The sequence below is a fragment of the Streptomyces puniciscabiei genome, from assembly GCF_006715785.1.
In the GTDB taxonomy this organism is placed as follows: domain Bacteria; phylum Actinomycetota; class Actinomycetes; order Streptomycetales; family Streptomycetaceae; genus Streptomyces; species Streptomyces puniciscabiei.
The window spans coordinates 4,617,668-4,641,099 of sequence record NZ_VFNX01000001.1 but is presented as its reverse complement, the minus strand read 5'-3'; the positions used below and the strand labels follow the sequence as shown (position 1 = coordinate 4,641,099).

At 69.2% G+C, this 23,432-nt stretch carries 19 protein-coding genes and 2 tRNA genes; 4 read left to right on the top strand and 17 right to left on the bottom strand.

Annotated elements, in window-relative coordinates:
* Window positions 1–75 precede the first annotated feature (75 nt).
* The 9 genes from rodA to FB563_RS21475 form a co-directional block, all read right to left on the bottom strand.
* A complete protein-coding gene (rodA, locus tag FB563_RS21515) occupies window positions 76–1,272 on the bottom strand; it encodes a rod shape-determining protein RodA (RefSeq protein WP_055703555.1) in 1,197 nt (398 codons plus the stop codon).
* Window positions 1,269–3,527 (bottom strand): penicillin-binding protein 2, encoded by a 2,259-nt coding sequence (mrdA, locus tag FB563_RS21510; protein WP_055703554.1) that lies wholly within the window; start codon window positions 3,525–3,527, stop codon window positions 1,269–1,271. The genes rodA and mrdA overlap by 4 nt, the downstream gene beginning before the upstream one ends.
* A gap of 116 nt (window positions 3,528–3,643) precedes the next feature.
* On the bottom strand, window positions 3,644–4,321 hold the full coding sequence (gene mreD, locus FB563_RS21505) for a rod shape-determining protein MreD (RefSeq protein WP_055703553.1): 678 nt from the start codon (window positions 4,319–4,321) through the stop codon (window positions 3,644–3,646).
* A gap of 14 nt (window positions 4,322–4,335) precedes the next feature.
* Complete coding sequence (mreC, locus tag FB563_RS21500) at window positions 4,336–5,277, bottom strand: rod shape-determining protein MreC (RefSeq protein WP_055703552.1); 942 nt, start codon at window positions 5,275–5,277, stop codon at window positions 4,336–4,338.
* A 164-nt stretch (window positions 5,278–5,441) separates the two neighbouring features.
* Complete coding sequence (locus tag FB563_RS21495) at window positions 5,442–6,461, bottom strand: rod shape-determining protein (protein ID WP_014672705.1); 1,020 nt, start codon at window positions 6,459–6,461, stop codon at window positions 5,442–5,444.
* A gap of 313 nt (window positions 6,462–6,774) precedes the next feature.
* Complete coding sequence (gene ndk / locus FB563_RS21490) at window positions 6,775–7,188, bottom strand: nucleoside-diphosphate kinase (protein WP_055703551.1); 414 nt, start codon at window positions 7,186–7,188, stop codon at window positions 6,775–6,777.
* 66 nt (window positions 7,189–7,254) lie between these two features.
* Complete coding sequence (locus FB563_RS21485; protein WP_055703550.1) at window positions 7,255–7,617, bottom strand: DUF4233 domain-containing protein; 363 nt, start codon at window positions 7,615–7,617, stop codon at window positions 7,255–7,257.
* A gap of 9 nt (window positions 7,618–7,626) precedes the next feature.
* Window positions 7,627–9,168, bottom strand: coding sequence for a bifunctional tetrahydrofolate synthase/dihydrofolate synthase (folC, locus tag FB563_RS21480; protein WP_199832684.1), 1,542 nt, complete (start codon window positions 9,166–9,168; stop codon window positions 7,627–7,629).
* A 53-nt stretch (window positions 9,169–9,221) separates the two neighbouring features.
* Window positions 9,222–11,852 (bottom strand): valine--tRNA ligase, encoded by a 2,631-nt coding sequence (locus FB563_RS21475; protein ID WP_055703549.1) that lies wholly within the window; start codon window positions 11,850–11,852, stop codon window positions 9,222–9,224.
* A 359-nt stretch (window positions 11,853–12,211) separates the two neighbouring features.
* Between FB563_RS21475 and FB563_RS21470 the strand changes: the two genes are divergently transcribed.
* Window positions 12,212–12,469 carry a hypothetical protein gene (locus FB563_RS21470; RefSeq protein WP_055703548.1) on the top strand — a complete coding sequence of 86 codons (258 nt, stop codon included), beginning with the start codon at window positions 12,212–12,214 and terminating at the stop codon, window positions 12,467–12,469.
* Between the two features lie 167 nt (window positions 12,470–12,636).
* On the top strand, window positions 12,637–13,611 hold the full coding sequence (locus tag FB563_RS21465) for a hypothetical protein (protein WP_055703547.1): 975 nt from the start codon (window positions 12,637–12,639) through the stop codon (window positions 13,609–13,611).
* A gap of 68 nt (window positions 13,612–13,679) precedes the next feature.
* On the opposite strand, the gene clpX is transcribed toward FB563_RS21465, so the two are convergent.
* From clpX to FB563_RS21435, 5 genes are all read right to left on the bottom strand, one after another.
* Complete coding sequence (gene clpX, locus FB563_RS21460; protein WP_055703546.1) at window positions 13,680–14,963, bottom strand: ATP-dependent Clp protease ATP-binding subunit ClpX; 1,284 nt, start codon at window positions 14,961–14,963, stop codon at window positions 13,680–13,682.
* A 170-nt stretch (window positions 14,964–15,133) separates the two neighbouring features.
* Window positions 15,134–15,799: an ATP-dependent Clp protease proteolytic subunit gene (locus FB563_RS21455; RefSeq protein WP_055703582.1), complete on the bottom strand. Its 666-nt coding sequence runs from the start codon at window positions 15,797–15,799 to the stop codon at window positions 15,134–15,136.
* A 67-nt stretch (window positions 15,800–15,866) separates the two neighbouring features.
* On the bottom strand, window positions 15,867–16,472 hold the full coding sequence (locus FB563_RS21450; protein WP_055703545.1) for an ATP-dependent Clp protease proteolytic subunit: 606 nt from the start codon (window positions 16,470–16,472) through the stop codon (window positions 15,867–15,869).
* Window positions 16,473–16,825: 353 nt separating this feature from the next.
* Window positions 16,826–18,208, bottom strand: coding sequence for a trigger factor (tig, locus tag FB563_RS21440; RefSeq protein ID WP_055703544.1), 1,383 nt, complete (start codon window positions 18,206–18,208; stop codon window positions 16,826–16,828).
* A 190-nt stretch (window positions 18,209–18,398) separates the two neighbouring features.
* Window positions 18,399–18,475: transfer RNA gene (locus FB563_RS21435), tRNA-Pro, on the bottom strand.
* A 150-nt stretch (window positions 18,476–18,625) separates the two neighbouring features.
* Between FB563_RS21435 and FB563_RS21430 the strand changes: the two genes are divergently transcribed.
* Window positions 18,626–18,696: transfer RNA gene (locus FB563_RS21430), tRNA-Gly, on the top strand.
* 69 nt (window positions 18,697–18,765) lie between these two features.
* Here FB563_RS21430 and FB563_RS21425 read toward each other — a convergent pair.
* Both FB563_RS21425 and FB563_RS21420 read right to left on the bottom strand, forming a co-directional pair.
* Complete coding sequence (locus FB563_RS21425; RefSeq protein WP_055703543.1) at window positions 18,766–20,907, bottom strand: protein kinase domain-containing protein; 2,142 nt, start codon at window positions 20,905–20,907, stop codon at window positions 18,766–18,768.
* A gap of 94 nt (window positions 20,908–21,001) precedes the next feature.
* On the bottom strand, window positions 21,002–21,196 hold the full coding sequence (locus FB563_RS21420) for a hypothetical protein (RefSeq protein WP_055703542.1): 195 nt from the start codon (window positions 21,194–21,196) through the stop codon (window positions 21,002–21,004).
* Window positions 21,197–21,633: 437 nt separating this feature from the next.
* On the opposite strand from FB563_RS21420, the gene FB563_RS21415 reads away from it, so the two are divergent.
* Entirely contained in the window at window positions 21,634–22,821 is a 1,188-nt protein-coding gene (locus FB563_RS21415; RefSeq protein ID WP_055703541.1) for an acyltransferase family protein, read from the top strand.
* Window positions 22,822–22,981: 160 nt separating this feature from the next.
* Here the strand turns inward: FB563_RS21415 and FB563_RS21410 are convergent, their stop codons facing one another.
* The gene (locus tag FB563_RS21410) at window positions 22,982–23,425 is read right to left on the bottom strand and encodes an HD domain-containing protein (RefSeq protein WP_055703540.1); all 444 of its coding nucleotides are present in this window, start codon (window positions 23,423–23,425) and stop codon (window positions 22,982–22,984) included.
* Window positions 23,426–23,432 lie beyond the last annotated feature (7 nt).

The window sequence follows — 23,432 nt, the reverse complement described above, 5'->3', positions numbered from 1 at the left end:
CGGCCACCCGGTGAACGGCCGCGGGGAGCACCCGTGAACGGCACTCCCGTGGGCCAGTACCGGACCGCCGGATTCTCAGGCCGACATGGGTCTTTGCACCTTGATCGACTGCAGCAGTCCCACGGCCACCCAGACCGCGAACATCGACGAGCCGCCGTACGACACGAAGGGCAGCGGCAGACCGGTGACCGGCATGATGCCGAGGGTCATGCCGATGTTCTCGAAGGCCTGGAAGGCGAACCAGGCGACGATCCCGGCGGCCACGATCGTCCCGTACAGCTCGGTGGAGTCGCGGGCGATACGGCAGGCCCGCCACAGCACCACGCCGAGCAGGAAGATGATGAGGCCGGCGCCGAGGAAGCCCAGCTCCTCCCCCGCGACCGTGAAGACGAAGTCGGTCTGCTGCTCGGGCACGAACTGGCCGGTGGTCTGGGAGCCGTGGAAGAGGCCGGCCCCGGTGAGGCCGCCGGAGCCGATGGCGATGCGTGCCTGGTTGGTGTTGTAGCCGACGCCCGCCGGGTCCAGGTCCGGGTTGGCGAACGCGGCGAAGCGGTTGATCTGGTACTGGTCCAGGATGTGCAGCTGCCAGATGGCGATGCAGCCGATCACTCCGGTGGTGAGCAGACCGAAGATCCAGCGGTTGGAGGCGCCGGAGGCGAGCAGCACGCCAAGGATGATGGCCACCATGGCGAGCACCGAGCCGAGGTCCGGCATGAGCAGCAGGATCAGGCACGGTACGGCCGCGAGGCCCAGGGACTGTGCCACGGTCCGGTGGTCCGGGTAGATCTTGTCGCCGGCGTCCACCCGGGCCGCGAGCATCATCGCCATGCCCAGGATGATCGTCACCTTGAGGAACTCGGCGGGCTGCAGTGAGAAACCACCGATGACGAGCCAGTTGCGCTGGCCGTTGATGGTGGCGCCGAGCGGGGTGAGGACCGTCAGGGCCAGCAGGACCGACAGGCCGTAGAGGATCGGCACGGCGTTGCGCAGGGCGCGGTGGCCCAGCCAGAGCGTGCCGATCATCAGGGCGAACCCGATGCCGAGGTTCATCAGGTGCCGTTCCAGGAAGAAGTACGGGTCGCCCTGGTTGATCTCGGTGCGGTTGCGGGTCGCGGAGAACACCAGCGCGGACCCGATCAGCGACAGCGCGACGGCGGCCAGCAGTATCGGCCAGTCGAGCCTGCGGGCCAGCGAGTCACGGGCGAAGATCCTGGTCCAGCCGGCCCGCTCGGGGCCGTACCCGGAGACGGAGAAGCTGTTCGCGCCGGTCATGAGGGCATCCTCCGGCTTCCCCGCTCGGGGGTCCTGCGTGGTCGCCTGCGGGTGTTGCGGTTGCCCGTGGTGGGCGAGGGCGAGGTGGCGGGCTGCTGGTCGCTGCCGTTGCTGGGGTTGTTCTGCTGGGAGGCCTCGGCGTCCTTCGCCGGGTCGCCGACCACCTTCGGTGCCTGGATCGTGCCGTCCGTGCGGACCTTCGGCAGGCCCTTCTGCGGCTCGGGCAGCAGTGCCTTCTTGTTGTCGATGGAGCCGTCGCCCTGGACGCCGTAGAGCGCGCTGTAGATGTTGCGCACGGCCTCACCGGCGGAACCGGAACCCGTACCGGCCTGGGAGATCGTCATGATCACCGAGTAGTCCTTGGAGTACGTGGCCAGCCAGCCGGTGGTCTGCTTGCCGTAGACCTCGGCGGTACCGGTCTTGCCGTGCAGCGTGATCTTGTCCTGCGGCCAGCCGTTGAACTTCCAGGCGGCCGTACCGCGGGTGATGACGCCTGCGAACGCGTCGTCCATGCCCTTGAGGGTGGCCTGGCTGACCGGAAGCCTGCGCTGCACCTTGGGCTTGATCTCCTGGACGGTCTTGCCGTCGGCGCTGATGATCGCCTTGCCGATGGTCGGGACGTACTCGGTGCCGCCGTTGGCGACGGCGCCGTAGATCATCGCCTCCTGGATCGGCGTGACGAGGGTGTCGCCCTGGCCGATGGAGTAGTTGATCTCGTCACCCTCGCGCATCTTGTTGCCCTCGAGGCAGTTCTCGTAGGCGATCTTCTCGACGTAGGAGCCGTCCTTCTTGCCGCTCTTGCACCAGGCGTCCTTGTTGGCCTTCCAGTAGTCGAGCTTCCACTGGCGGTCGGGGACGCGGCCGGTGACCTCGTTGGGCAGGTCGATGCCGGTCTCCTTGCCGAGGCCGAACTGGTGGGCCGTCTTGAAGAACCAGTCCTTCGGCTGGCCCTTTTTGGGGTTGATGCCGCCGTCCTTCTTCCACTCCCTGTCGCCGAGGCCGTAGAAGACGGTGTCGCAGGAGACCTCGAGGGCTCGCCCGAGGGAGATGTCGCCGAAGTTCTCGCCCTCGAAGTTCTTGAAGACCTGGCCGCCGACCGAATAGGAGCTGGTGCAGGGGTAGCCGCCGTCCCAGGGGTAGCCGGCCTGGACCGCGGCGGCCGTGGAGACCACCTTGAACGTCGAACCGGGGGCCGCCTGGCCCTGGATGGCGCGGTTGAGCAGCGGGTAGTCGGAGTCCTTGCCGGTGAGGGCCTTGTAGGCCTTGGCGGAGATGCCGCCCACCCACACGTTCGGGTCGTAGGTCGGGGCCGAGGCCATCGCGACGATCCGGCCGGTCTTGGCCTCCATGACGACGACGGCGCCGGAGTCGGCCTTGAAGTTCTCGCCGGTGTTCTTGTCGAACTGCTGGCGGGCGGCCTTCATCGCCTTGTCCAGCTCGTACTCCGCGACGCGCTGGACCCGGGAGTCGATGCTGGTGACCAGGTTCGAGCCGGGCTCGGCGGCGTCCGACTTGGCCTTGCCGATGACCCGGCCGAGGTTGTCCACCTCGTAGCGGGTGACGCCGGCCTTGCCGCGCAGTTCCTTGTCGTACTCCCGCTCCAGGCCGGAGCGGCCGACCATGTCGGAGCGCAGATAGGGCGAGTCGGTGTTCTTGGCCTGCTGGATCTCGGCGTCGGTGACGGGCGAGAGATAGCCGAGCACCTGCGCGGTGTTGGAGCCACCGGGGGCCGGGTAGCGGCGCACGGCCTCGGGCTCGGCGGTGACGCCGGGGAAGTCCTCGGCGCGCTCACGGATCTGCAGGGCCTGCCTGGGCGTGGCCTTGTCGGTGATCGGGATGGGCTGGTACGGCGAGCCGTTCCAGCACGGTTTGGGGGTCTTGGCGTCGCACAGCCGGACCTTCTGGATGACCTCCTCGGGCTTCATGCCGAGGACTCCGGCCAGCTTGGTGAGGACCGCCTTGCCGTCGTCCTTCTGCTTGAGCAGGTCGGTGCGGGAGGCGGAGACGACCAGACGGGTCTCGTTGTCCGCGAGGGGCACGCCGCGGGCGTCCAGGATGTCGCCGCGCACGGCGGGGTCGACGACCTGCTGGACGTGGTTGCCGGAGGCCTCCTTCTGGTACTGGGCGCCCTCGCGGATCTGCAGGTACCACAGGCGGCCGCCGAGCGTGCCGAGGAGGGAGAGGACGAGGATCTGGATCACGACGAGCCGGATCTGGACCCGTGGGGTCCGACCGGTCTCGGGAATGTTGGTCACTGCGGCTGTATCCCCCTCTCAGTACGCCGGTGCGAGTGCACGTACGAATGATGAACGACCAGCCTGTGAACCCGCGTTCCGCACATGCTGACCCGTTCGAGTGAACTCCTGTGCCCTCACAGCCGCTTGACCCCCTTGATCCGGCCTACGCGCGCGGAGCGGGTGCGGGCCCTGGCCTTCAGGGCGCCGAGGCCGCCGCGCTGGCTGCCGATGCGCAGGCCGGTGCCGGAGGAGAGCCAGCCGCTGGAGATGTCGCCGGCCTTGGCGGCAGGGCCGCTCTCGGTCAGCGGGTCGTTGTCCGCGCGGCGGGCCAGCCACATGATCGCGGGGACCACGAACGGGGCCAGCAACAGGTCGTACAGGGCGGCCGAGAACAGCAGCCCGGGCAGGCCGACATGGCGGGCGGCGGTGTCACCGACGAGCGCGCCGACGCCCGCGTACAGCAGCGTGGAGCCGATGGCGGCGGCGACCACGACGGCCATCGGGCCGGTGGCCGACTTCAGGCGGCCGTTCTCCGGCCTGATGAGCCCGGCGAAGTAGCCGGTGACGCACAGCACGAGGGCGTAGCGGCCGGCCGCGTGGTCGGCGGGCGGGGCCAGGTCCGCGAGCAGACCGGCGCCGAAGCCGACGAGGGCGCCACCCACATGGCCGTACACCATGGCGAGGCCGAGGACGGTGAGCAGCAGCAGGTCGGGGACGGCACCCGGCAGATGCAGGCGGGCGAGGACGCTCACCTGGATCACCAGGGCCACGACGACCAGCGCGCTGGAGAGCAGGATCCGGTTGAGGCGCATGGAAGAGTCAGCTCCTACTGCTGCTGGCCGGTCGTGTTGTTCGCACCCGCCGACGGGGTCACCGTGACGGTCACCGTCGGCGTCGGTACCGGCTTGGGCTGGGCCGGCAGGACCTCGTCGCGCGGGTCCTTCTTCGGGGCCTGGACGACCACGCCGACGATGTCGAGCTTGGTGAAGCCGACGTACGGCGTGACGTAGATCGTGCGGGTGAGGCCGCCGTTGGAGGGCTCGACGCGGGAGACCACGCCGACCGGCACACCGGGCACGAACGGCCGGTCGGCCTCGGAGCCGAAGGTGACGAGCCGGTCGCCCTTCTTCACCTCCGCCTGGCCGTTGAGCAGCTCCACGCGCAGCGGACGGTCGCCCTGCCCGGAGGCGAAGCCTAGTTCGTCGCTGCCCTCCATGCGGGTGCCGACGGTGAAGTCGGGGTCGTTGGCCAGCAGCACGGTGGAGGTGTCCGGGCCGACGGTGGTGACCCGGCCGACCAGGCCGTCGCCGTTGAGGACGGTCATGTCGCGCTTGATGCCGTCGTTGGCGCCGACGTCGATGGTGATGGTCCAGGAGAAGCCCTGGGCCGCTCCTATGGCGATGACCTGGGCGCCCTTGATGCCGTACTGGCCCTCGCCGGCGAGCTTCAGCATCTTGTCGAGCTGGTTCAGCCGGCTGCGGTTGCGGTCGTCGCTGCCGAGTTTCGCCTTGAGGGCCGCGTTCTCCTTCTCCAGCCGGGCGAGCCGGTCGTGCCGGTTGCCGGAGTCCCTTATCGCGGAGACGGCGTTGCCGACGGGATCGACCGCCGAGGACAGCCCGTTCTCGACGGGGCCGAACACCGCGGCCGCGGCCTGCCGGGCACCGTCGACCGGGGAGTTCCGGCCCCCGCGAATGTCCACCGTGATCAGCGCGAACGCGATGGCGATCAGCAGGACCAGGAGCAGCCGGCTCTCTTTCGTGTCCCTCACGTGCGGCGGCCGTGCCCTTCCTCAATAGGAATTCGGGAGCCCCTTTGCGGTGCGATGCGCGAAACGCAAACCCGAGGGGCCCATTTGTGGGAGCTTATGCCTGTATATCAACGATCCGCCGCACGAGAGGAGAACGTCCCGTACGGCGGAATCGAAGAGTTACGTCATCTGCGCGGCTGGGCGTCCAGGACCTGCTGCAGCGCCTCGAACTCCTCGACGCACTTCCCCGAACCGAGGGCCACGCTGTCCAGCGGGTCCTCGGCGATGTGGATCGGCATGCCGGTCTCCCGGCGCAGCCGCTCGTCCAGGCCGCGCAGCAGGGCTCCGCCGCCGGTCAGAACGATTCCTCGGTCCATGATGTCGCCGGACAGCTCCGGCGGGCACTTGTCGAGGGTCGTCTTGACCGCGTCCACGATCGCGTTGACCGGCTCCTCGATCGCCTTGCGGACCTCGGCGGCCGAGATGACGACCGTCTTCGGCAGGCCGGACACCAGGTCCCGGCCACGGACTTCGGTGTGCTCGTCGGTGTCGAGGTCGTACGCCGAACCGATCGTGATCTTGATCTGCTCGGCCGTGCGCTCACCCAGCAGAAGGCTGTACTCCTTCTTGATGTACTGGATGATCGCGTTGTCCAGCTCGTCGCCCGCGACCCGGATGGACTGGGCGGTGACGATGCCGCCGAGCGAGATGACCGCGACCTCCGTGGTACCGCCGCCGATGTCCACCACCATGTTGCCCGTGGCCTCGTGGACCGGCAGGCCGGAGCCGATGGCGGCCGCCATGGGCTCCTCGATGATGTGCACCTGGCGCGCACCCGCCTGGGAGGACGCCTCGATCACGGCGCGGCGCTCGACGCCCGTGATGCCCGAGGGCACACAGACGACGACCCGCGGCCGGGCGAGATACCGCCGCTTGTGGATCTTCAGAATGAAGTAGCGGAGCATCCGCTCGGTGATCTCGAAGTCGGCGATCACGCCGTCCTTCAGCGGGCGGACGGCCACGATGTTGCCCGGCGTCCGGCCGATCATCTTCTTCGCTTCGGCACCGACCGCGAGGATCCCACCCGTGTTGGTGTTGATCGCGACGACGGACGGCTCGTTGAGTACGATTCCGCGACCCCTGACGTACACCAGCGTGTTGGCGGTCCCGAGGTCGACAGCCATGTCACGGCCGATGAACGACATTGAGTTCCCCATCCGGATTCATCTGGCCTTCCTGACCTTTTGAGGGCATATCAGGTCGGCGAGGCGGGTGCTGTGACGTGAAGGCTTCCATCGTAAACGCGCCTGCACGAACACTGCGCGAGGGTCTCCGCCATTGTCACCATGTGGCGGCCCGCCCCGCTTGTGGAGACGGTCCATCGGTGGCACGCGTTCCCCCGATCGGCAAGGCATATGCCAAAGGACGGCCGAAATGTACGGCCGTCCCTGGTCAGGCGCCACCGGACAGAGCTGACGCCCGCTCAGAAAAATTACCGAAAACTCAGCTCGTGACCGCTCACGCGCGGCCCGGGAAGAAGATCTTCACCTCGCGCTCGGCGGACTCCTCGGAGTCGGAGGCGTGGATCAGGTTCTCCCGGACGATCACGCCGAAGTCGCCGCGGATGGAACCCGGCGCGGCGGCGATCGGGTCGGTCGGACCGGCCAGCGCGCGCACGCCCTCGATGACCCGCTCGCCCTCGACGATCAGCACGACGACCGGGCCGGAGGACATGAACTCCACCAGCGGCTCGTAGAACGGCTTGCCCACGTGCTCGGCGTAGTGCTGCTCCAGCGTGGCACGGTCCAGGGTGCGCAGCTCCAGCGCGGTGATCTGCCAGCCGGCCTTGCGCTCGATACGGCTGATGATCTCGCCGGCCAGGCCTCGACGGACGGCGTCGGGCTTGAGGAGGACGAGGGTGCGCTGGCTCACGGGAGGACTCCTTACGCGACTGACGTGTGCGGTGGGACGAGGTTACAGGGCGTGTCGGGGCGCCCGTTACGCAGCGTCAGGTGCAGAGGAGGAGGACTCCGCCTGCGCGGCGAATCTGGCCTTCGCCTCGTCCACCTTTCTACCGAAGTGCACCGACGCCCACCACAGCGCCGCGAACACCGCGCCCATGAAGTACATGGTCGGGACGAAGACGCCGGAGGCGATCAGCGCGAGCTGCAGGGCCCAGCCGAGGGCCACCCCTCCGGGCCGGGTCACCATGCCGCACAGCAGCACGCACAGCACCATGGCGATGCCGCTGACCAGCCACACCGTGGAGACGGACAGGGCCGGGTCCTTCATGGCCACGAGCCCGGCGAAGCCGATGACGAAGAACTCGCCGATCAGCGTCGACGCACAGAGCGTACGCATCTACGATCCTCAGCCCTTCCCCAGCAGCAGCCGGGCCTCGCCGACGGTGATGACGGAACCGGTGATCAGCACGCCACCGCCCGCGAACTCGCCCTCCTCCTCGGCCAGCGTGATCGCGGCCTCCAGGGCGTCCGGCAGCCGCGGCTCGACCTGCACCCGCTCCTCGCCGAACACCTCGACGGCGATCGCGGCCAGCTCGTCCGCGTCCATCGCCCGAGGGGTGGAGTTCTGCGTGACGACGACCTCGGCGAAGATCGGCTCGAAGGCCTCCAGCAGCCCCCGCACGTTCTTGTCGCCGCTCGCGCCGACCACGCCGATCAGCCGGCTGAAGTCGAACGCCTCCTGGACGGCCTCCGCGGTCACCCGCGCGCCCGCCGGGTTGTGCGCGGCGTCCAGCACGACGGTCGGGGAGCGCCGTACGACCTCCAGGCGGCCCGGCGAGGACACGGCCGCGAAGGCCTTGCGGACGGTGTCGATGTCCAAAGGATCCGGGCGCTGCGCGCCGACACCGAAGAACGCCTCCACCGCGGCGAGGGCCACGGCCGCGTTGTGCGCCTGGTGCGCGCCGTGCAGCGGGAGATACACCTCGGGGTACTCGCCGCCGAGGCCGCGCAGCGTGAGCAGCTGCCCGCCGACGGCGACCTGCCGGGCCACGACCCCGAACTCCAGCCCCTCGCGGGCCACGGTGGCGTCCACCTCGACCGCCTTCTTCAGCAGCACCTGCGCCGCGTCCACCGGCTGCTGGGCCAGGATCACGGTCGCGTCCTGCTTGATGATCCCGCCCTTCTCGCCGGCGATCTCCGCGGGCGTCTCACCGAGGCGGTCGGTGTGGTCCAGGTCGATCGGGGTGATCACGGCGACATCACCGTCGATCACGTTGGTGGCGTCCCAGGAGCCGCCCATGCCGACCTCGACGACGGCGACGTCCACGGGGGCGTCCGCGAAGGCGGCGTACGCCATGCCGGTGAGGACCTCGAAGAAGGACAGGCGGTACTCCTGCTGGGCGTCCACCATCTCGACGTACGGCTTGATGTCCTGGTACGTCTCGATGAACCGCTCGGCGGAGACCGGGGCGCCGTCCAGGCTGATCCGCTCGGTGATCGACTGCACGTGGGGGCTGGTGTACCGGCCGGTGCGCAGCTCGAAGGCGCCGAGCAGGGCCTCGATCATGCGGGCGGTGGACGTCTTGCCGTTGGTGCCCGTGATGTGGATCGAGGGGTACGACCGCTGGGGCTCGCCGAGCACGTCCATCAGCGCGGAGATGCGGCTGACCGAGGGCTCCAGCTTGGTCTCACCCCAGCGGGTGGCCAGCTCGGCCTCGACCTCGCGCAGGGCCTTGTCGACCTCCGGGTCCTCGGGCCGCGCGGGTACGTCCGCGTACGACTGCCCGCCCTGGGTGCGCAGGGTGCGGCTGCCCGCCTCGATCACGGCGAGGTCGGGGTCACGGGTGGTCTCGGCCTCGATGATCTCTTCGAAGCTGTCGAGGGGGTCGGGCTGGTCGGTGCCGTTCGGGTCGCTCACGGTGCCCAGTCTACGGAGCGGCACCGACATAGGCGGGCGAAGGCCCCCGGAACCGTGCGGTTCCGGGGGCCTTCGGCACCGTGCTACGCCTGCGGCAGCTTCTCCAGCTGGGCCGTGATGCGGGCGATGTCCTCCTCGGCCTTGGCGAGGCGCGTGCGGATCTTGTCCACCACGTTCTCCGGGGCCTTGGCGAGGAAGGCCTCGTTGCCGAGCTTGGCAGTCGCCTGGGCCTTCTCCTTCTCGGCCGCCGCGAGGTCCTTCGCGAGGCGCTTGCGCTCGGCGGCCACATCGATCGTGCCGGAGAGGTCGAGCGCGACCTCGGCGCCGGCGACCGGCAGGGTGGCCGTGGCCGTGAAGGAGTCACCCTCCGGCTGCAGGCGCAGCAGCTGGCGGATGGCGGCCTCGTGCGGGGCGAGGGCCGTACCGTCGAGCGTCAGGCGGGCCGGGACGCGCTGGCCCGGCTGCAGACCCTGGTCGGCGCGGAAGCGGCGGACCTCGGTGATGACCGACTGGAGGGTCTCGATCTCCCGCTCGGCGCCGGCGTCACGGAAGCCGCTGTCCTCGGGCCACTCGGCGATGACCACCGACTCGCCGCCCGTGAGGGTCGTCCACAGGGTCTCCGTGACGAACGGGACCACCGGGTGCAGCAGCCTGAGGGTGACGTCGAGGACCTCGCCCAGGACCCGCTTGCTGACCTCGGCCGGCTCGCCGCCCGCCTGGAAGACGGTCTTGGACAGCTCGACGTACCAGTCGAAGACCTCGTCCCACGCGAAGTGGAAGAGGGTGTCCGACAGCTTGGCGAACTGGAAGTCGTCGTAGTGGGCGTCGACCTCGGCCACGACCGAGTTCAGGCGGGAGAGGATCCAGCGGTCGGTCGCCGACATCCTCGCCGGGTCCGGCAGCGGGCCCTGGACCGTCGCGCCGTTCATCAGGGCGAAACGGGTGGCGTTCCAGATCTTGTTGGCGAAGTTGCGGGAGCCCTGGACCCAGTCCTCGCCGATCGGGACGTCGACACCGGGGTTCGCGCCACGGGCCAGGGTGAACCTGAGCGCGTCGCTGCCGTACTTGTCCATCCAGTCCAGCGGGTTGACCGCGTTGCCGAAGGACTTCGACATCTTCTTGCCGAACTGGTCGCGGACCATGCCGTGCAGGGCGATGGTGTGGAACGGCGGGGTGCCGTCCATCGCGTACAGGCCGAACATCATCATCCGGGCGACCCAGAAGAAGAGGATGTCGTAGCCGGTGACCAGGACGGAGTTCGGGTAGAACTTCGCGAGCGACTCGGTCTGTTCGGGCCAGCCCAGGGTGGAGAAGGGCCACAGGCCGGAGGAGAACCAGGTGTCGAGGACGTCGGTGTCCTGGTGCCAGCCCTCCGCCTCGGTCCCGGGCGGCTCCTCGTCGGGGCCGACGCAGACGACTTCGCCGTTCGGGCCGTACCAGACGGGGATCCGGTGGCCCCACCACAACTGCCGTGAGATGCACCAGTCGTGGAGGTTGTCGACCCAGTCGAAGTACCGCTTCTCCATCTCCTGCGGATGGATCTTGACGCGGCCGTCCCGGACGGCGTCACCGGCGGCCTTCGCCAGCGGGCCGACCTTGACCCACCACTGCATCGACAGACGCGGCTCGATGGTGGTCTTGCAGCGCGAGCAGTGGCCGACGGAGTGGACGTACGGCCGCTTCTCGGCGACGATCCGGCCCTCGGCGCGCAGCGCGGCGACGATGGCCGAGCGGGCCTCCAGACGGTCCATGCCCTGGAAGGGGCCGTGGACGGTGATGACGGCGTGCTCGTCCATCATCGTGATGGCCGGCAGGTCGTGGCGCTGGCCGATCTCGAAGTCGTTCGGGTCGTGGGCCGGGGTGACCTTGACGGCGCCGGTGCCGAACTCGGGGTCGACGTGGGTGTCCGCCACGACCGGGATGGAACGGTCGGTCAGCGGGAGCTTGATGAGCTTGCCGACGAGGTGCTTGTAGCGCTCGTCGTCGGGGTGAACGGCGACGGCGGTGTCACCGAGCATGGTCTCGGCGCGGGTGGTGGCGACGACGACCGTCTCGTCACCCTCGCCGTACTTCAGCGAGACCAGCTCGCCGTCGTCGTCCTGGTACTCGACCTCGATGTCGGAGATGGCCGTCAGACAGCGCGGGCACCAGTTGATGATGCGCTCGGCGCGGTAGATCAGCTCGTCGTCGTAGAGGCGCTTGAAGATGGTCTGGACGGCCTGGGACAAGCCCTCGTCCATGGTGAACCGCTCACGCGACCAGGCGACGCCGTCACCCAGGCGCCGCATCTGTCCGCTGATCTGCCCGCCGGACTCGGCCTTCCACTGCCACACACGCTCGACGAAGGCTTCCCGCCCCAGGTCGTGCCGGGACTTGCCCTCCTTGCCGAGCTCCCGCTCGACGACGTTCTGCGTGGCGATACCGGCGTGGTCCATGCCGGGCTGCCACAGCGTCTCGTACCCCTGCATGCGCTTGCGGCGGGTCAGCGCGTCGATGAGGGTGTGCTCGAAGGCGTGGCCCAGGTGCAGGCTGCCCGTGACGTTCGGCGGCGGGATGACGATCGTGTACGGCGGCTTGTCGCTCTTCTCGTCCGCCTCGAAGTAACCGCGCTCTACCCAGCGCTCGTACAGCGGCCCCTCTACATCGGCCGGCGCGTACTGGGTCGGCAGTTCGGAGTCGGGCGCGGGTGGCTGCTGCTGAGCGTTCTCGGTCACGGGGGTCAGTTTAGAGCGGTTGGAGCACCACCTCTAACTCGATTCCGAAGGCAGCAACAGCTGCCTGGATCCGTCCCCCATCCCATCGAACACGTGATCACAAAAAATGAACCGACTAGGCTCGACATGCCCACGTCACACAATCTTCAACTGGAGGAGATCTCTTGAAGGCCCATAGGTTGGCAGCCGCAGCGGGAGTTGCGACGGCGGCAGGTCTCGTGCTCACCACTCTTGCCGCGCCTCCTGCCTCCGCTGCATGGAGAGGCTGCTCGGCCATCTACACGCACGGGGCTGTCCCGTACATTGCGGCCAGTGGAGGGGGCGACGAAACCTACACTGGCAAGAACTCTCTGAGCGACGTGAGCCTCTACGTCAAGGACACGGCCGCAGACGGGCACGACGTGGCCGTCAGGCTGGTGACACGGCGATCGAACGGCACCGACCACTACTGGAGCTGGCACCACCTCTACGCAGGACAAGGCACGGACCAGACCTGGAACACGACAGCATCCGATTCGGGCGGCATACGCCTGGTCTGGCGCGAAGTCGCTGTGATGGAGGGGGGTTCTGTGCTCAACTTCTGCGCAACACAGCCCCAGAAAAACGACATGTGGTAGTTCCGGCCAGCCGCTCCTGAGCCCGCCTCAGCCCTGTTGGGTTCTCGGTACCGCGTCGGGCCGCGTCGTTTGCATGTTTCGTAACGATGCGGCCCCCGGTGATTCAAGATGTGGCGCCTTCCGCGAGGATTCCGTCCGAGGAACACACAACGGGAGGAACCCAAGCCATGAGCAACAACCAGCCGGGCCCGTACGGCGGGCCGCCCCAGCAGCCGGGTCCGTACGGCCAGCCGGGGCAGCCTGGTCCGTACGGCCAGCCGGGCCCCTACGGTCAGCCGGGCCCCTACGGCCAGCAGCCGCAGGCCCCGCAGCCCGGCTACGGCTACCCCCAGCAGGCACCCCCGGCGGCCCCGCCGCAGCCGGGGTACGGCTACCCGCAGCAGGGCGGCATGCCGCCGCAGCCGAACCCGTACGGCCAGCAGCCCAACCCCTATGGCCAGCAGCCCTACGGCGTCCCCCAGCCCCCGGTCCCGGCCGGCGGCAAGAAGAAGACGGGCCTGATCATCGGCGCGGTGGCCGTGGTGGCGGCCGTGGCGGTGGGCGTGGCCTTCGCGGTCAGCGGCGGGAGCGGTGGCAGCGGGAGCGTCGCGGACGACGGTCCGCACAAGCTGGTCGCTCAGGCGACGGTGATCAACGGGACGTACAAGAAGTCGGAAGGCGACTCCTCCGACCAGGGCATGAGCCAGGACGACCTGAAGAAGACGGAGGCGCTCGGCGTCGAGAACCCGAAGGACGTGAGCGCTGGCTACACCTCCGGCTCGGGCTTCACCGCGAAGAGCCTCAGCTTCTCCGGGGTGTACGGCACGGTCAACGACCCGGAGAAGGTCGTCGACGGGATGTTCGCGATGATGAAGGAGGAGTCGCAGAAGGACACTTCTGCCTCCAAGGGCAAGCTCGTCGGCAGCCCGCAGAAGATGTCGCCTTCCGGCTTCTCGAACGGCGTCATGAAGTGCCAGTCCATCGAGAGCAGCGAGTCGGGCAAGACGATCACCATGCCGCTCTGTGCATGGGCCGACCACAGCACTGTCGCGTACGTCATCTCGTTCGACATGGCGGGAATGGCTGCGGGGAAGAGCACCTCGATGGAGGACGCCGCCCAGCTGACCGCGAAGCTGCGCAACGACGTGCGCGTCAAGGCCTGACCCCGGCTGACCGTACGAGGAGGGGCCCCGGTCGGTCGACCGGGGCCCCTTCGGCGTGTCTGCGGCGGCTACGCCGACTTCTGCTCCCCCGACCGCCCCCGCGCGTCCCGCGGAATGAGGGTCGGGTTGACGTTGGACAGGACCACGTCCGCCGTGATGACGACGCGGGCCACGTCCTTGCGGGACGGGACCTCGTACATGACGCCCTGGAGGACTTCCTCCATGATGGCGCGCAGGCCCCGGGCGCCGGTCTGGCGGAGGATGGCCTGGTCGGCGATGGCTTCCAGGGCCTCGCGCTCGAAGTCCAGCTCCACGCCGTCGAGTTCGAAGAGGCGCTGGTACTGCTTGACCAGGGCGTTGCGGGGTTCCACCAGGATCTTCAGCAACGCCTCGCGGTCCAGGTTGTGGACCGACGTGATCACCGGGAGGCGGCCGATGAACTCGGGGATCATGCCGAACTTGACCAGGTCCTCGGGCATGACGTCCTCGAAGACGTCCTTCGCCTCCAGCTCGCGCTTGGAGAGGATCGTCGCGCCGAAGCCGATGCCCTTGGCACCCGCGCGGGCCTCGATGATCTTCTCCAGGCCGGCGAAGGCACCGCCCACGATGAACAGGACGTTCGTCGTGTCGATCTGGATGAACTCCTGGTGGGGGTGCTTACGGCCGCCCTGGGGCGGGACCGAGGCCGTGGTGCCCTCCAGGATCTTGAGCAACGCCTGCTGGACGCCTTCGCCCGAGACGTCCCGGGTGATCGAGGGGTTCTCGCTCTTCCTCGCCACCTTGTCGATCTCGTCGATGTAGATGATCCCGGTCTCGGCCTTCTTGACGTCGTAGTCCGCCGCCTGGATCAGCTTCAGGAGGATGTTCTCGACGTCCTCGCCGACGTAGCCCGCCTCCGTGAGCGCCGTCGCGTCGGCGATCGCGAAGGGCACGTTCAGCATGCGCGCCAGGGTCTGCGCGAGGAGGGTCTTGCCGGAGCCCGTGGGGCCCAGCAGGAGGATGTTGGACTTCGCCAGCTCGATGGCGTCGTCACGGCCGCCCGGGCCGCCGTTCTCGCCCGCCTGGACCCGCTTGTAGTGGTTGTACACCGCGACGGAGAGGGCCTTCTTCGCCGCCTCCTGGCCGACCACGTAGCCCTCGAGGAACTCGTAGATCTCGCGGGGCTTCGGGAGTTCCTCCCAGCGCACCTCGCTCGTCTCGGCGAGCTCCTCCTCGATGATCTCGTTGCAGAGATCGATGCACTCGTCGCAGATGTACACACCGGGCCCTGCGATGAGCTTCTTGACCTGCTTCTGGCTCTTGCCGCAGAACGAGCACTTGAGCAGATCGCCGCCGTCACCGATGCGTGCCACGGTGTGCTTCCCCTTCGCCGTGGAGACGACCGGACGCTTTCGAGTCCAGCGGCTCCTGGTGCTGCCTTATGTCGACGGTACCTTGCCGGGCCCCGTGTTCGGGCCCCCCTTGGCAGGGTTCACTTTGACGCGGACCCTGCCAAGAAGGGCCCAGAGTATGCCGTTCCGCCTCAGCGGACCGCGGCGTTGTTCAGCTTGCGGGTGGAGATGATCTGGTCGACGAGGCCGTACTCCAGCGCCTCCTCGGCCGTGAGGATCTTGTCGCGCTCGATGTCCTCGCGGATCTTCTCGATCGGCTGGTTCGAGTGCTTCGCCAGCATGTTCTCCAGCTGCTCACGCATCCGGGTGAACTCGTTGGCGATGATCTCCAGGTCGGAGAGCTGCCCGCGGCCGGTGGAGCCCGCCGGCTGGTGGATCAGCACGCGGGAGTTCGGCAGCGCCATGCGCTTGCCGGGCGTACCGGCGGCGAGCAGGATGGCCGCGGCGGAGGCCGCCTGGCCCATGCAGACCGTCTGGATGTCGGGCTTCACGAACTGCATCGTGTCGTAGATCGCCGTCAGGGCGGTCATGTCGCCACCGGGGCTGTTGATGTAGATCGAGATGTCCCGGTCCGGGTCCATCGACTCCAGGCACAGCAGCTGCGCCATGACGTCGTTGGCGGAGGCGTCGTCGATCTGGACGCCCAGGAAGATCACGCGCTCCTCGAAGAGCTTCGCGTACGGGTCGTACTCGCGAATGCCCTGGGAGGTGCGCTCGACGAAGCGCGGGATGACATAGCGGCTGTCGGGGCGGGGCCCTTCGTACATGCCGCTGGCGGCGCCGGGGAAGTTGCTCATGGGGTTCACCGTCCTGGTGGCGTTCGGGGGGCTGGTGTCTCGGCGGTGCGTGGCGTGGCCGGGCCGGTCAGGCACCGGTGCCGCCGCCTCCCGGAACACCCGAGGCGTGCGTGATGATCTCGTCAATGAGACCGTACTCCTTGGCCTCTTCCGGGGTGAACCAGCGGTCGCGGTCGCCGTCGCGGATGATCGTCTCGATCGTCTGGCCGGAGTGCCGCGCGGTCAGTTCGGCCATCCGCTTCTTGGTGCGCAGCAGGTACTCGGCCTGGATCTTGATGTCCGAGACCGTACCGCCGAGGCCCGCGGAGCCCTGGTGCATCATGATGTCCGCGTGCGGCAGGGCGAAGCGCTTGCCGGCGGTGCCGCCGGTGAGCAGGAACTGGCCCATGGAGGCCGCCATGCCCATGGCGATCGTCACCACGTCGTTCGGGATGTACTGCATGGTGTCGTAGATCGCCATGCCGGCCGTCACCGAGCCGCCGGGGCTGTTGATGTAGAGGTAGACGTCCTTCTCCGGGTCGGCGGCGAGGAGCAGCAGCTGCGCGGTGATCTTGTTGGCGATGTCGTCGTCAACCTGCTGACCGAGGAAGATGATCCGCTCGTTGAGCAGCCGGTTGTAGACCTGGTCACCGAGGCCACCACCGATGGAAGGCTCGCCGGCGGCGGAGGGCATCAGATTCGTCACGTATCCACCTGCTCGTCTTACGACGGCGCCGGGCCGTCTCATTGTTCTGCCTTTCATGGACCCTAACGCGAGGGTCCCTTCGGGGAATCCCGGGAATGCGGGTGTTCGCCGGGGGCGTAGCGCGTGATGCTCCGCCGAGTGCCGGGTGCGGTTCGTGGGGGCCGGTGACGCAGTTCGTCGGGCTGCGGGTGCGTTGTGGCTGGTCGCGCCCCGCGGCGGAGCCGCACATCGGTACAGCCCCGCGCCCCTGCGATCGGCTGCCGCCCCGCATACGACAAACGGGCCCCGGGGACAAGTCCCCGGGGCCCGTCGTACGCGCTTCAGAGGCGCCGCAGGACTGCTCAGCCCTCGGCGTTCTCCTCGGAGGTCTCCGAAGCCTCAGCGGCCTCGGCCGACGCCTCCTCGGTCTCCTCCTCGTCGTCCAGGTCGACGATCTCGCCGTTGGTGTCCTTCACCGTGGCAGCCTCGACCACGACGGCCAGGGCCTTGCCACGGGCGACCTCGCCGACCAGGAGCGGCACCTGGCCGCCCTCGACGACGGCCTGGGCGAACTGGTCGGGGGACATGCCGGAGGAGGCCGCACGCCGCATGAGGTGCTCGGTGAGCTCCTCCTGGTTGACGTTGAGCTGCTCCTTCTTGACCAGCTCGTCCAGGACGAACTGGGTCTTGATGCCCTTGACCGCGGCCTCGCGGGTCTCGGCCTCGAACTCCTCGGCGGTCTTGCCCTGGATCTCCAGGTACTTGTCGAGGGTCAGGCCCATCTGGCCGAGCTGGTGGTGCTCCAGGTTGTGCTTGCGGGTGTTGATCTCGTCCTCGAGCAGCTTCTCGGGGACCGGGACCTCGACCAGCTCGAGGAGCTTCTCCAGGACGCGCTCCTGGGCCTGGGTGGCCTGGTCGAACTGCTTCATGTTCGCGAGGCGCTTGCGGCTGTCGGCCTTGAGCTCGTCCAGGGTGTCGAACTCGGAGGCGAGCTGCGCGAACTCGTCGTCCAGCTCGGGCAGTTCACGGGCGGCGACCTGGGTGACCTTGACGGTGACCTCGGCCTCCTTGCCCGCGGCGGAGCCGCCCTTCAGCTCGGAGGTGAAGGTGGCCTCCTCACCGGCGGACAGGCCCTTGACGGCGTCGTCGATGCCGTCCAGCAGCTCGCCGGAGCCGATGGTGTAGGAGACGCCGTTGGCGATGCCGTCCTCCAGCACCTCGCCGTCGACCTTGGCCTCCAGGTCGATGGTGACGACGTCGCCGTCCTCGGCGGCGCGCTCGACGGGAGAGGTCGACGCGAAGCGCTCACGCAGCTGCTCCACGGACTTCTCGACGTCCTCGTCCGTCACCTCGACGGCGTCGACCTCGACCTCGATGCCGGAGTAGTCCGGGATCTCCAGGGCCGGGCGGACGTCGACCTCGGCGGTGAAGTTCAGCGTCTCGCCGTCCTTCAGCTCGGTGATGTCGACCTCGGGCTGGCCCAGCGGGCTGAGCTCGGCCTCGTTGACCGCCTCGGTGTAGAACTTCGGAAGCGCGTCGTTGACGGCCTCCTCGAGCACGGCGCCACGACCGAACCGCTGGTCGATGACACGGGCGGGGATCTTGCCCTTGCGGAAGCCCTTCACCGTGACCTGCTGGTTGATCTTCTTGTACGCCGCGTCGAGGCTGTCCTTGAGCTCCTCGAAGGGCACCTCGACAGTGAGCCGAACCCGGGTCGGGTTCAGGGTCTCCACGGCGCTCTTCACGGTTCGGTCTCCTTGTGGCTGACTTCTTGGGTTTCGCCGGAGCCAGACAGGTCCGGCGGATTCGCCGCCCGGAGGAGTACGTAGGCCGTGAGGGCCGGGTCACACGGGCGCGCAGCTTGCATAGTAACCGCAGCGGGTCAGCGCCCCAAAAGGCGATCATCGCGACACCGTGAGCAGATGCGTGAGCAGGTGGTCGGGGTGGCGGGATTTGAACCCACGGCCTTCCGCTCCCAAAGCGGACGCGCTACCAAGCTGCGCCACACCCCGTCTGGTGCGACACGTAGGGTACATGCCCCGGGCGGATCCGTCGGCCGCATTCTCCGAGGCGGGCCACACGGTCGAACTCGTTGGCCTCGGCGGCGGGCGACCCGCTACGATGCCTCCAGTGCCGCGGTCACCGACCTGCGGCGCAGTGTTGCGGGCGTAGCTCAATGGTAGAGCCCTAGTCTTCCAAACTAGCTACGCGGGTTCGATTCCCGTCGCCCGCTCTGACTCGGTCGTGACGGCCGTTCCAGGGGCCCGGTTCCGCTTCGGCGGGGCCGGGCCCCTGGCGTTGGTCAGAGGTGCCGCAGGTCCACGGAGTAGACCGCCCGGACGCCGTAGGGCACGTAGAGGGCGGCGCCGCGGGTGACGGGTGTCGAGCCGGAGTACACGAAGACGGGGTCCGTGCGGTCGTCGCGGCCGGGGAGGCTGTGGACCTCCTTGCCGGTGCGGCGGTCCAGGGCCGCCAGCCGGCCGCCGGGCGAGACGATCAGGACGTAGTCGCCCCAGACCGCGGGCGGGCCGGGGCGTTCGACGGAGGAGCGGGTGTCCCAGCGGGTGCGGCCGGTGACCGGGTCCACGGCGCGGATCTCGCCGCTGTTGACGGTGAGGTACAGGGTGCCGTCGAGCACGGTGGGGGTGGCGTCGGCGGACACGGCCCGGCTGAGCGGGACGACGTGCGGCGCGTGGTCGGCGACGCCGATCAGGAGGATGCGGCCGTAGCTCTCGGTCACGGGGCTGTACGGGGCGTCCGGGGCCAGTGAGGTCGGCACCAGGACCAGGCGGCCTCCGGCCTCGCCGGCCAGGGCGAGGATGCCCCGCGCGGTGACGGTCCAGCGGGTCTCGCCCCGGGCCGGGCCGACGGAGGCGATCGTGGTGCGGTTCCGCTTGAAGTCGAGGCAGAGCACGTATCCGTGCCCCCGCGCGGCGGTGATCTCGCAGGTCTCCCGGCGGGCCGCGGTGTGCAGGGCGGGCAGGGTGCGCTTCCAGCGTGGTGTGCCGGTGGCCGGGTCGAGCAGGGAGTACGTCCTGCCGTCCGCGCGGATGGCGATCGGGCCGTCGGCCGTGAGGGCGGCCGTGCCGTCCGTGACAGCGGGTGCCAGGTCCCCGGTGGCCGCGCTCCAGCGGACCTTCCCGGTGCGGGCGTCGAGGGCCTGGAGGGCGTAGGTCTCCGTCTGCGCCGACCGGGGCTGTGTCTCGGCCACCGTGTAGAGGTCGTGGCCGTGCGTGCCCAGCAGCCCCGCGTCCGAGCTGCTGCTGTTCGGGTCGGGGTGGTCGGCCGTCGGGCGGCTCCATTCGACCTTGCCCGTGGTGAGCGAGAAGCGGACGGCCTTCAGGCCGTCACCGGCGCAGAGCAGCCCGCCGTCGAGTGCCGCGCAGGACGCGAACGCCGAGCCGGCGTTGGTCTGCTTGTCGGTCTCGTGGGCCTGCCAGGCGTGCCAGCCCGCGGGAAGTGCGGCGGACGGACCGGTGCGGGTGTCCCCGGTCAGCCGTGAGGCCGTCACGGTACCGGCCAGGGCGAGCACGAGGGCACCGGCGAGCGCGGCCGACCACCGTGCCCAGCGCCGCCTGTGGGGCCGGGCCGGCACGGTGTCCTGGGGTGCGGTGTCGGGTTCCCTGGCGGGCAGGCGCCCCTCGCGGAGCAGGTGCAGCAGGTCGCCGGGGTTCGGGCGGGCCTTGGGGTGCTTCTCCAGGCAGAGGCGGACGAAGGGGAGCAGGTCGTCCGGGACGCCGTCGAGGTCCGGCTCGGCCTCGACGACCCGGGTCGCCGTCTCCCAGGCACTCGCGCTGTCGAAGGGGCCGCGCCGGGTGGCGGCGTACACGAGGACCGCGCCGAGGGAGAACACGTCGGTGGCCGGGCCGACCTCGTGCGGGGAGGTGAACTGCTCGGGGGACATGAAGGGCGGGGTGCCCATCACCCGGCCGGTCTGGGTGAGGGCGTCGGCCGCGGTGGACTCGGCGGCACGGGAGATGCCGAAGTCGATGACGCGCGGGCCGTCCTCGGCGAGCATGACGTTGGCCGGTTTCAGGTCCCGGTGGACGACCCCGGCGCGGTGGATGTCGCGCAGGGCCTCGGCGAGGCCGGCGGCGAGTTCGCGCAGCCGCTCGGGGGACAGCGCGCCGTGGCGGCGGACGTGGGTGCCGAGGTCCTCGCCGGGGATGTAGAGCGTGGCCATCCAGGGGCGCGGGGCGTCGGCGTCCGCGTCCACCACGGGGGCCGTGAAGGCACCGCTGACCTGGCGTGCGGCGGCCACCTCGCGGCTGAACCGGAGGCGGAACTCGTCGTCGTCGGCGTACTGGCCGTGGACGACCTTGACCGCGAGGCGGCGACCGGAGGCGGACCGGGCGAGGTACACCACGCCCATGCCGCCGCTGCCGAGGCGGTCCGCGATGCGGTAGCCGCCGATCTCCGCCGGGTCTGCGTCGCGCAGCGCCATCCCCGTACGTCCCCCCCGTGGTGTGAAGTTGTTCAGCGTCTTGAGTCGTCCGGCCCGTTCCGGTCCGCCGGCCCCGCTCCGGGCAGGGCTCCGGTCAGAACTTGATCGAGCTGATGGAGTCCGCTATCGAGTTCAGGAAGCGGTCGATGGACGGGGCCATGCCGGTGGAGGCGAGGAAGAAACCGAAGAGGACCGCGACGATCGCGGGGCCCGCCTTGATGTTCCCCCCTCTCAGGAGCACTACAAGGATGATCGCCAACAGCAGCACCACAGACAGTGAAATGGCCACAACTGATCACACCCTCGGTCGGTCCGCTCTCCCGGCCCGGGGGTGCGGCCCGCACCCCCGCCAGAACCATCGTGCCACCAACCCGGCCCGCCCATGCGGCCCGTGACACAACGTCGGGCACCCGGCCGACGCGGGCGACCGGCCGCACGGTAATTCGACCGGGCCGCGCGCACATGACTCCCCGGGGAATTGCGCGACTTCGTTTCCACCTCCACACATTCTCTGCGCAGGTAATTCGAATTGATGGCACAGAGACGCCGTGTGCCCCATTTAGTCGGGATGAATCGGGACATCGAGGGTGGTTCGACGGCGCCTGTGCGCGCCATCACGTAGACAGAGATGCCAAGTTCATGAAATCGACGGGTATCCGAAGGCGTTAACCAGGAATGCCCGCGGGGGTTTTACGAAATCCCACGGACGGCGCTAGGGTGCCTGAGATGTTTGACGCCGCCTCCTCCTCCGGCCAGAACCGCAGACCGCTCCCCCCGGCACAGTCGCCGGCTGACGGAGTGCCCGGTCCGCGTACCCCGCCGAGCACGCAGGAGGGGCAGGCGAAGGCGGACAGACCCGGCAAGCAGCGCGACGCGTTCTTCGACAACGCCAAGTACCTGGCGATCGTGCTCGTCGCGATGGGTCACTCGTGGGAGCCGCTGAAGGGCGACAGCCGGATCCTGGAGGGCGTGTACACGGTCGTGTACTGCTTCCACATGCCGGCGTTCATCATCATCTCGGGCTTCTTCTCGCGCGGTTTCGACATGCGCCCGGACCGGCTGAAACGGCTGATCACCGGTGTCGTGGTGCCGTACGTCGTCTTCGAGACGGCGTACCCGACGTTCAGGAACCTGATCACGGGCTCGCACGAGGAGATCAGCCTCCTCGATCCCTGGTACCTGACCTGGTTCCTGGTCGCGCTGTTCATCTGGCGGCTGACGACGCCGATCTGGAAGCTGGTGCGCTCGCCGTTCGCGGTCGCCCTCGGCATCGCCATGCTGGCGTCCGTCACCCCGAACATCGGCGACGACCTCGATCTGCAGCGGGTCCTGCAGTTCCTGCCGTACTTCGTCCTCGGCCTGTGCATGAAGCCCGAGCACTTCCAGCTGGTGCGCCGCCGCTCGGTGCGGATCGCCGCGGTGCCGGTGTTCGCCGCCGCGCTGGCGGTCGGCTGGTGGGCGGTGCCGCGCATGAACACCGCGTGGTTCTACCACCGCGACTCCGCGCAGGAGCTGGGCGCGCCCTGGTGGTGCGGCCCGGTGATGACGCTCGCGATGATGGGCTGCTCGCTGCTGCTGACGGCCGGCTTCTTCTCCTGGGTGCCCGGCCGGAAGACGTGGTTCACGGCCCTGGGCGCGGGCACCCTGTACGGCTATCTGCTGCACGGCTTCCTGGTGAAGTTCGCCGACTACCGCGGCTGGTTCGACCACCCCTGGCTGCACCGCCCGCTCGGCGAGATCCTGGTGACCCTCGCCTTCGGTGCCGCCGTCACCCTGCTGTGCACCAAGCCCGTCCAGCGCGTCTTCCGGTTCGCGATGGAGCCGAGGATGGAGTGGGCGTTCAAGCAGGACGCGGCGGAACTCGCCCGCGAGCGGCAGCACAAGGACCGTGAGCGCGAGAAGGCCGGCGCCTAGGCCCTGTCGTCAAACTCCCTCCCCCAGCCTTCGGCCGGGCGGTGCCCCCAGCCCCGCGACGCCATGCACGCTCCCCCAAAGGGGGCACCCCCACTCGCCGCACCGGGCGCGGACCCACGTACATCCAGTACGAGGGTCAGCGCCCGGCGGGCACCGACCGCTACCGCAGGCCGAGAAGCGCGCGCATGCGGGCGTACTTCTCGGTCAGTCGCTCCCGGGTCGGCCCGTCCAGGACCGCCAGCCGCTCCGGGTCGGCGTTGTGCGCCAGGTCGGCCTCCTTGACCAGGCGCGCGCCGTCGGTCGCGAGGATCCGCCCCGCATACGCCTCCGGCTCCTCCCCCGGCCGCTTGGTGAGGGCGTCCACGATGGCCTTGGTACGGGCGCTCAGGGCCGCCTGTTCGAGCCACTGACGGCTGAGGGCGTCGTCCTCGACGGCATCGTGCAGCCAGGCAGCCGCGATCTGTTCCGCGTCCCCGCCCCGGTCGCGCACACCGGCGGCGACGGCGGCGAGGTGCTCGGCGTACGGCCGTCCCGCCTTGTCCCTCTGGCCCTCGTGGGCGGCGCGGGCGACGGCCTCGACCTCGGCGGGCGTGAGCTGTGTCATCGCCCCA

Coding starts and splice junctions, on each gene's coding strand:
- FB563_RS21425 (WP_055703543.1), bottom strand. CDS start 20,907: ATGGCGCTGCGCGACGCAGACCCGGCGGAGATCGGCGGCTACCGCATC.
- FB563_RS21485 (WP_055703550.1), bottom strand. CDS start 7,617: ATGCGTACGCTCTGTGCGTCGACGCTGATCGGCGAGTTCTTCGTCATC.
- mreD (WP_055703553.1), bottom strand. CDS start 4,321: ATGCGCCTCAACCGGATCCTGCTCTCCAGCGCGCTGGTCGTCGTGGCC.
- FB563_RS21495 (WP_014672705.1), bottom strand. CDS start 6,461: ATGTCGTTCATCGGCCGTGACATGGCTGTCGACCTCGGGACCGCCAAC.
- FB563_RS21410 (WP_055703540.1), bottom strand. CDS start 23,425: ATGACACAGCTCACGCCCGCCGAGGTCGAGGCCGTCGCCCGCGCCGCC.
- FB563_RS21465 (WP_055703547.1), top strand. CDS start 12,637: ATGAGCAACAACCAGCCGGGCCCGTACGGCGGGCCGCCCCAGCAGCCG.
- folC (WP_199832684.1), bottom strand. CDS start 9,168: ATGTCGGTGCCGCTCCGTAGACTGGGCACCGTGAGCGACCCGAACGGC.
- FB563_RS21415 (WP_055703541.1), top strand. CDS start 21,634: ATGTTTGACGCCGCCTCCTCCTCCGGCCAGAACCGCAGACCGCTCCCC.
- rodA (WP_055703555.1), bottom strand. CDS start 1,272: ATGACCGGCGCGAACAGCTTCTCCGTCTCCGGGTACGGCCCCGAGCGG.
- FB563_RS21455 (WP_055703582.1), bottom strand. CDS start 15,799: ATGAGCAACTTCCCCGGCGCCGCCAGCGGCATGTACGAAGGGCCCCGC.
- FB563_RS21450 (WP_055703545.1), bottom strand. CDS start 16,472: ATGCCCTCCGCCGCCGGCGAGCCTTCCATCGGTGGTGGCCTCGGTGAC.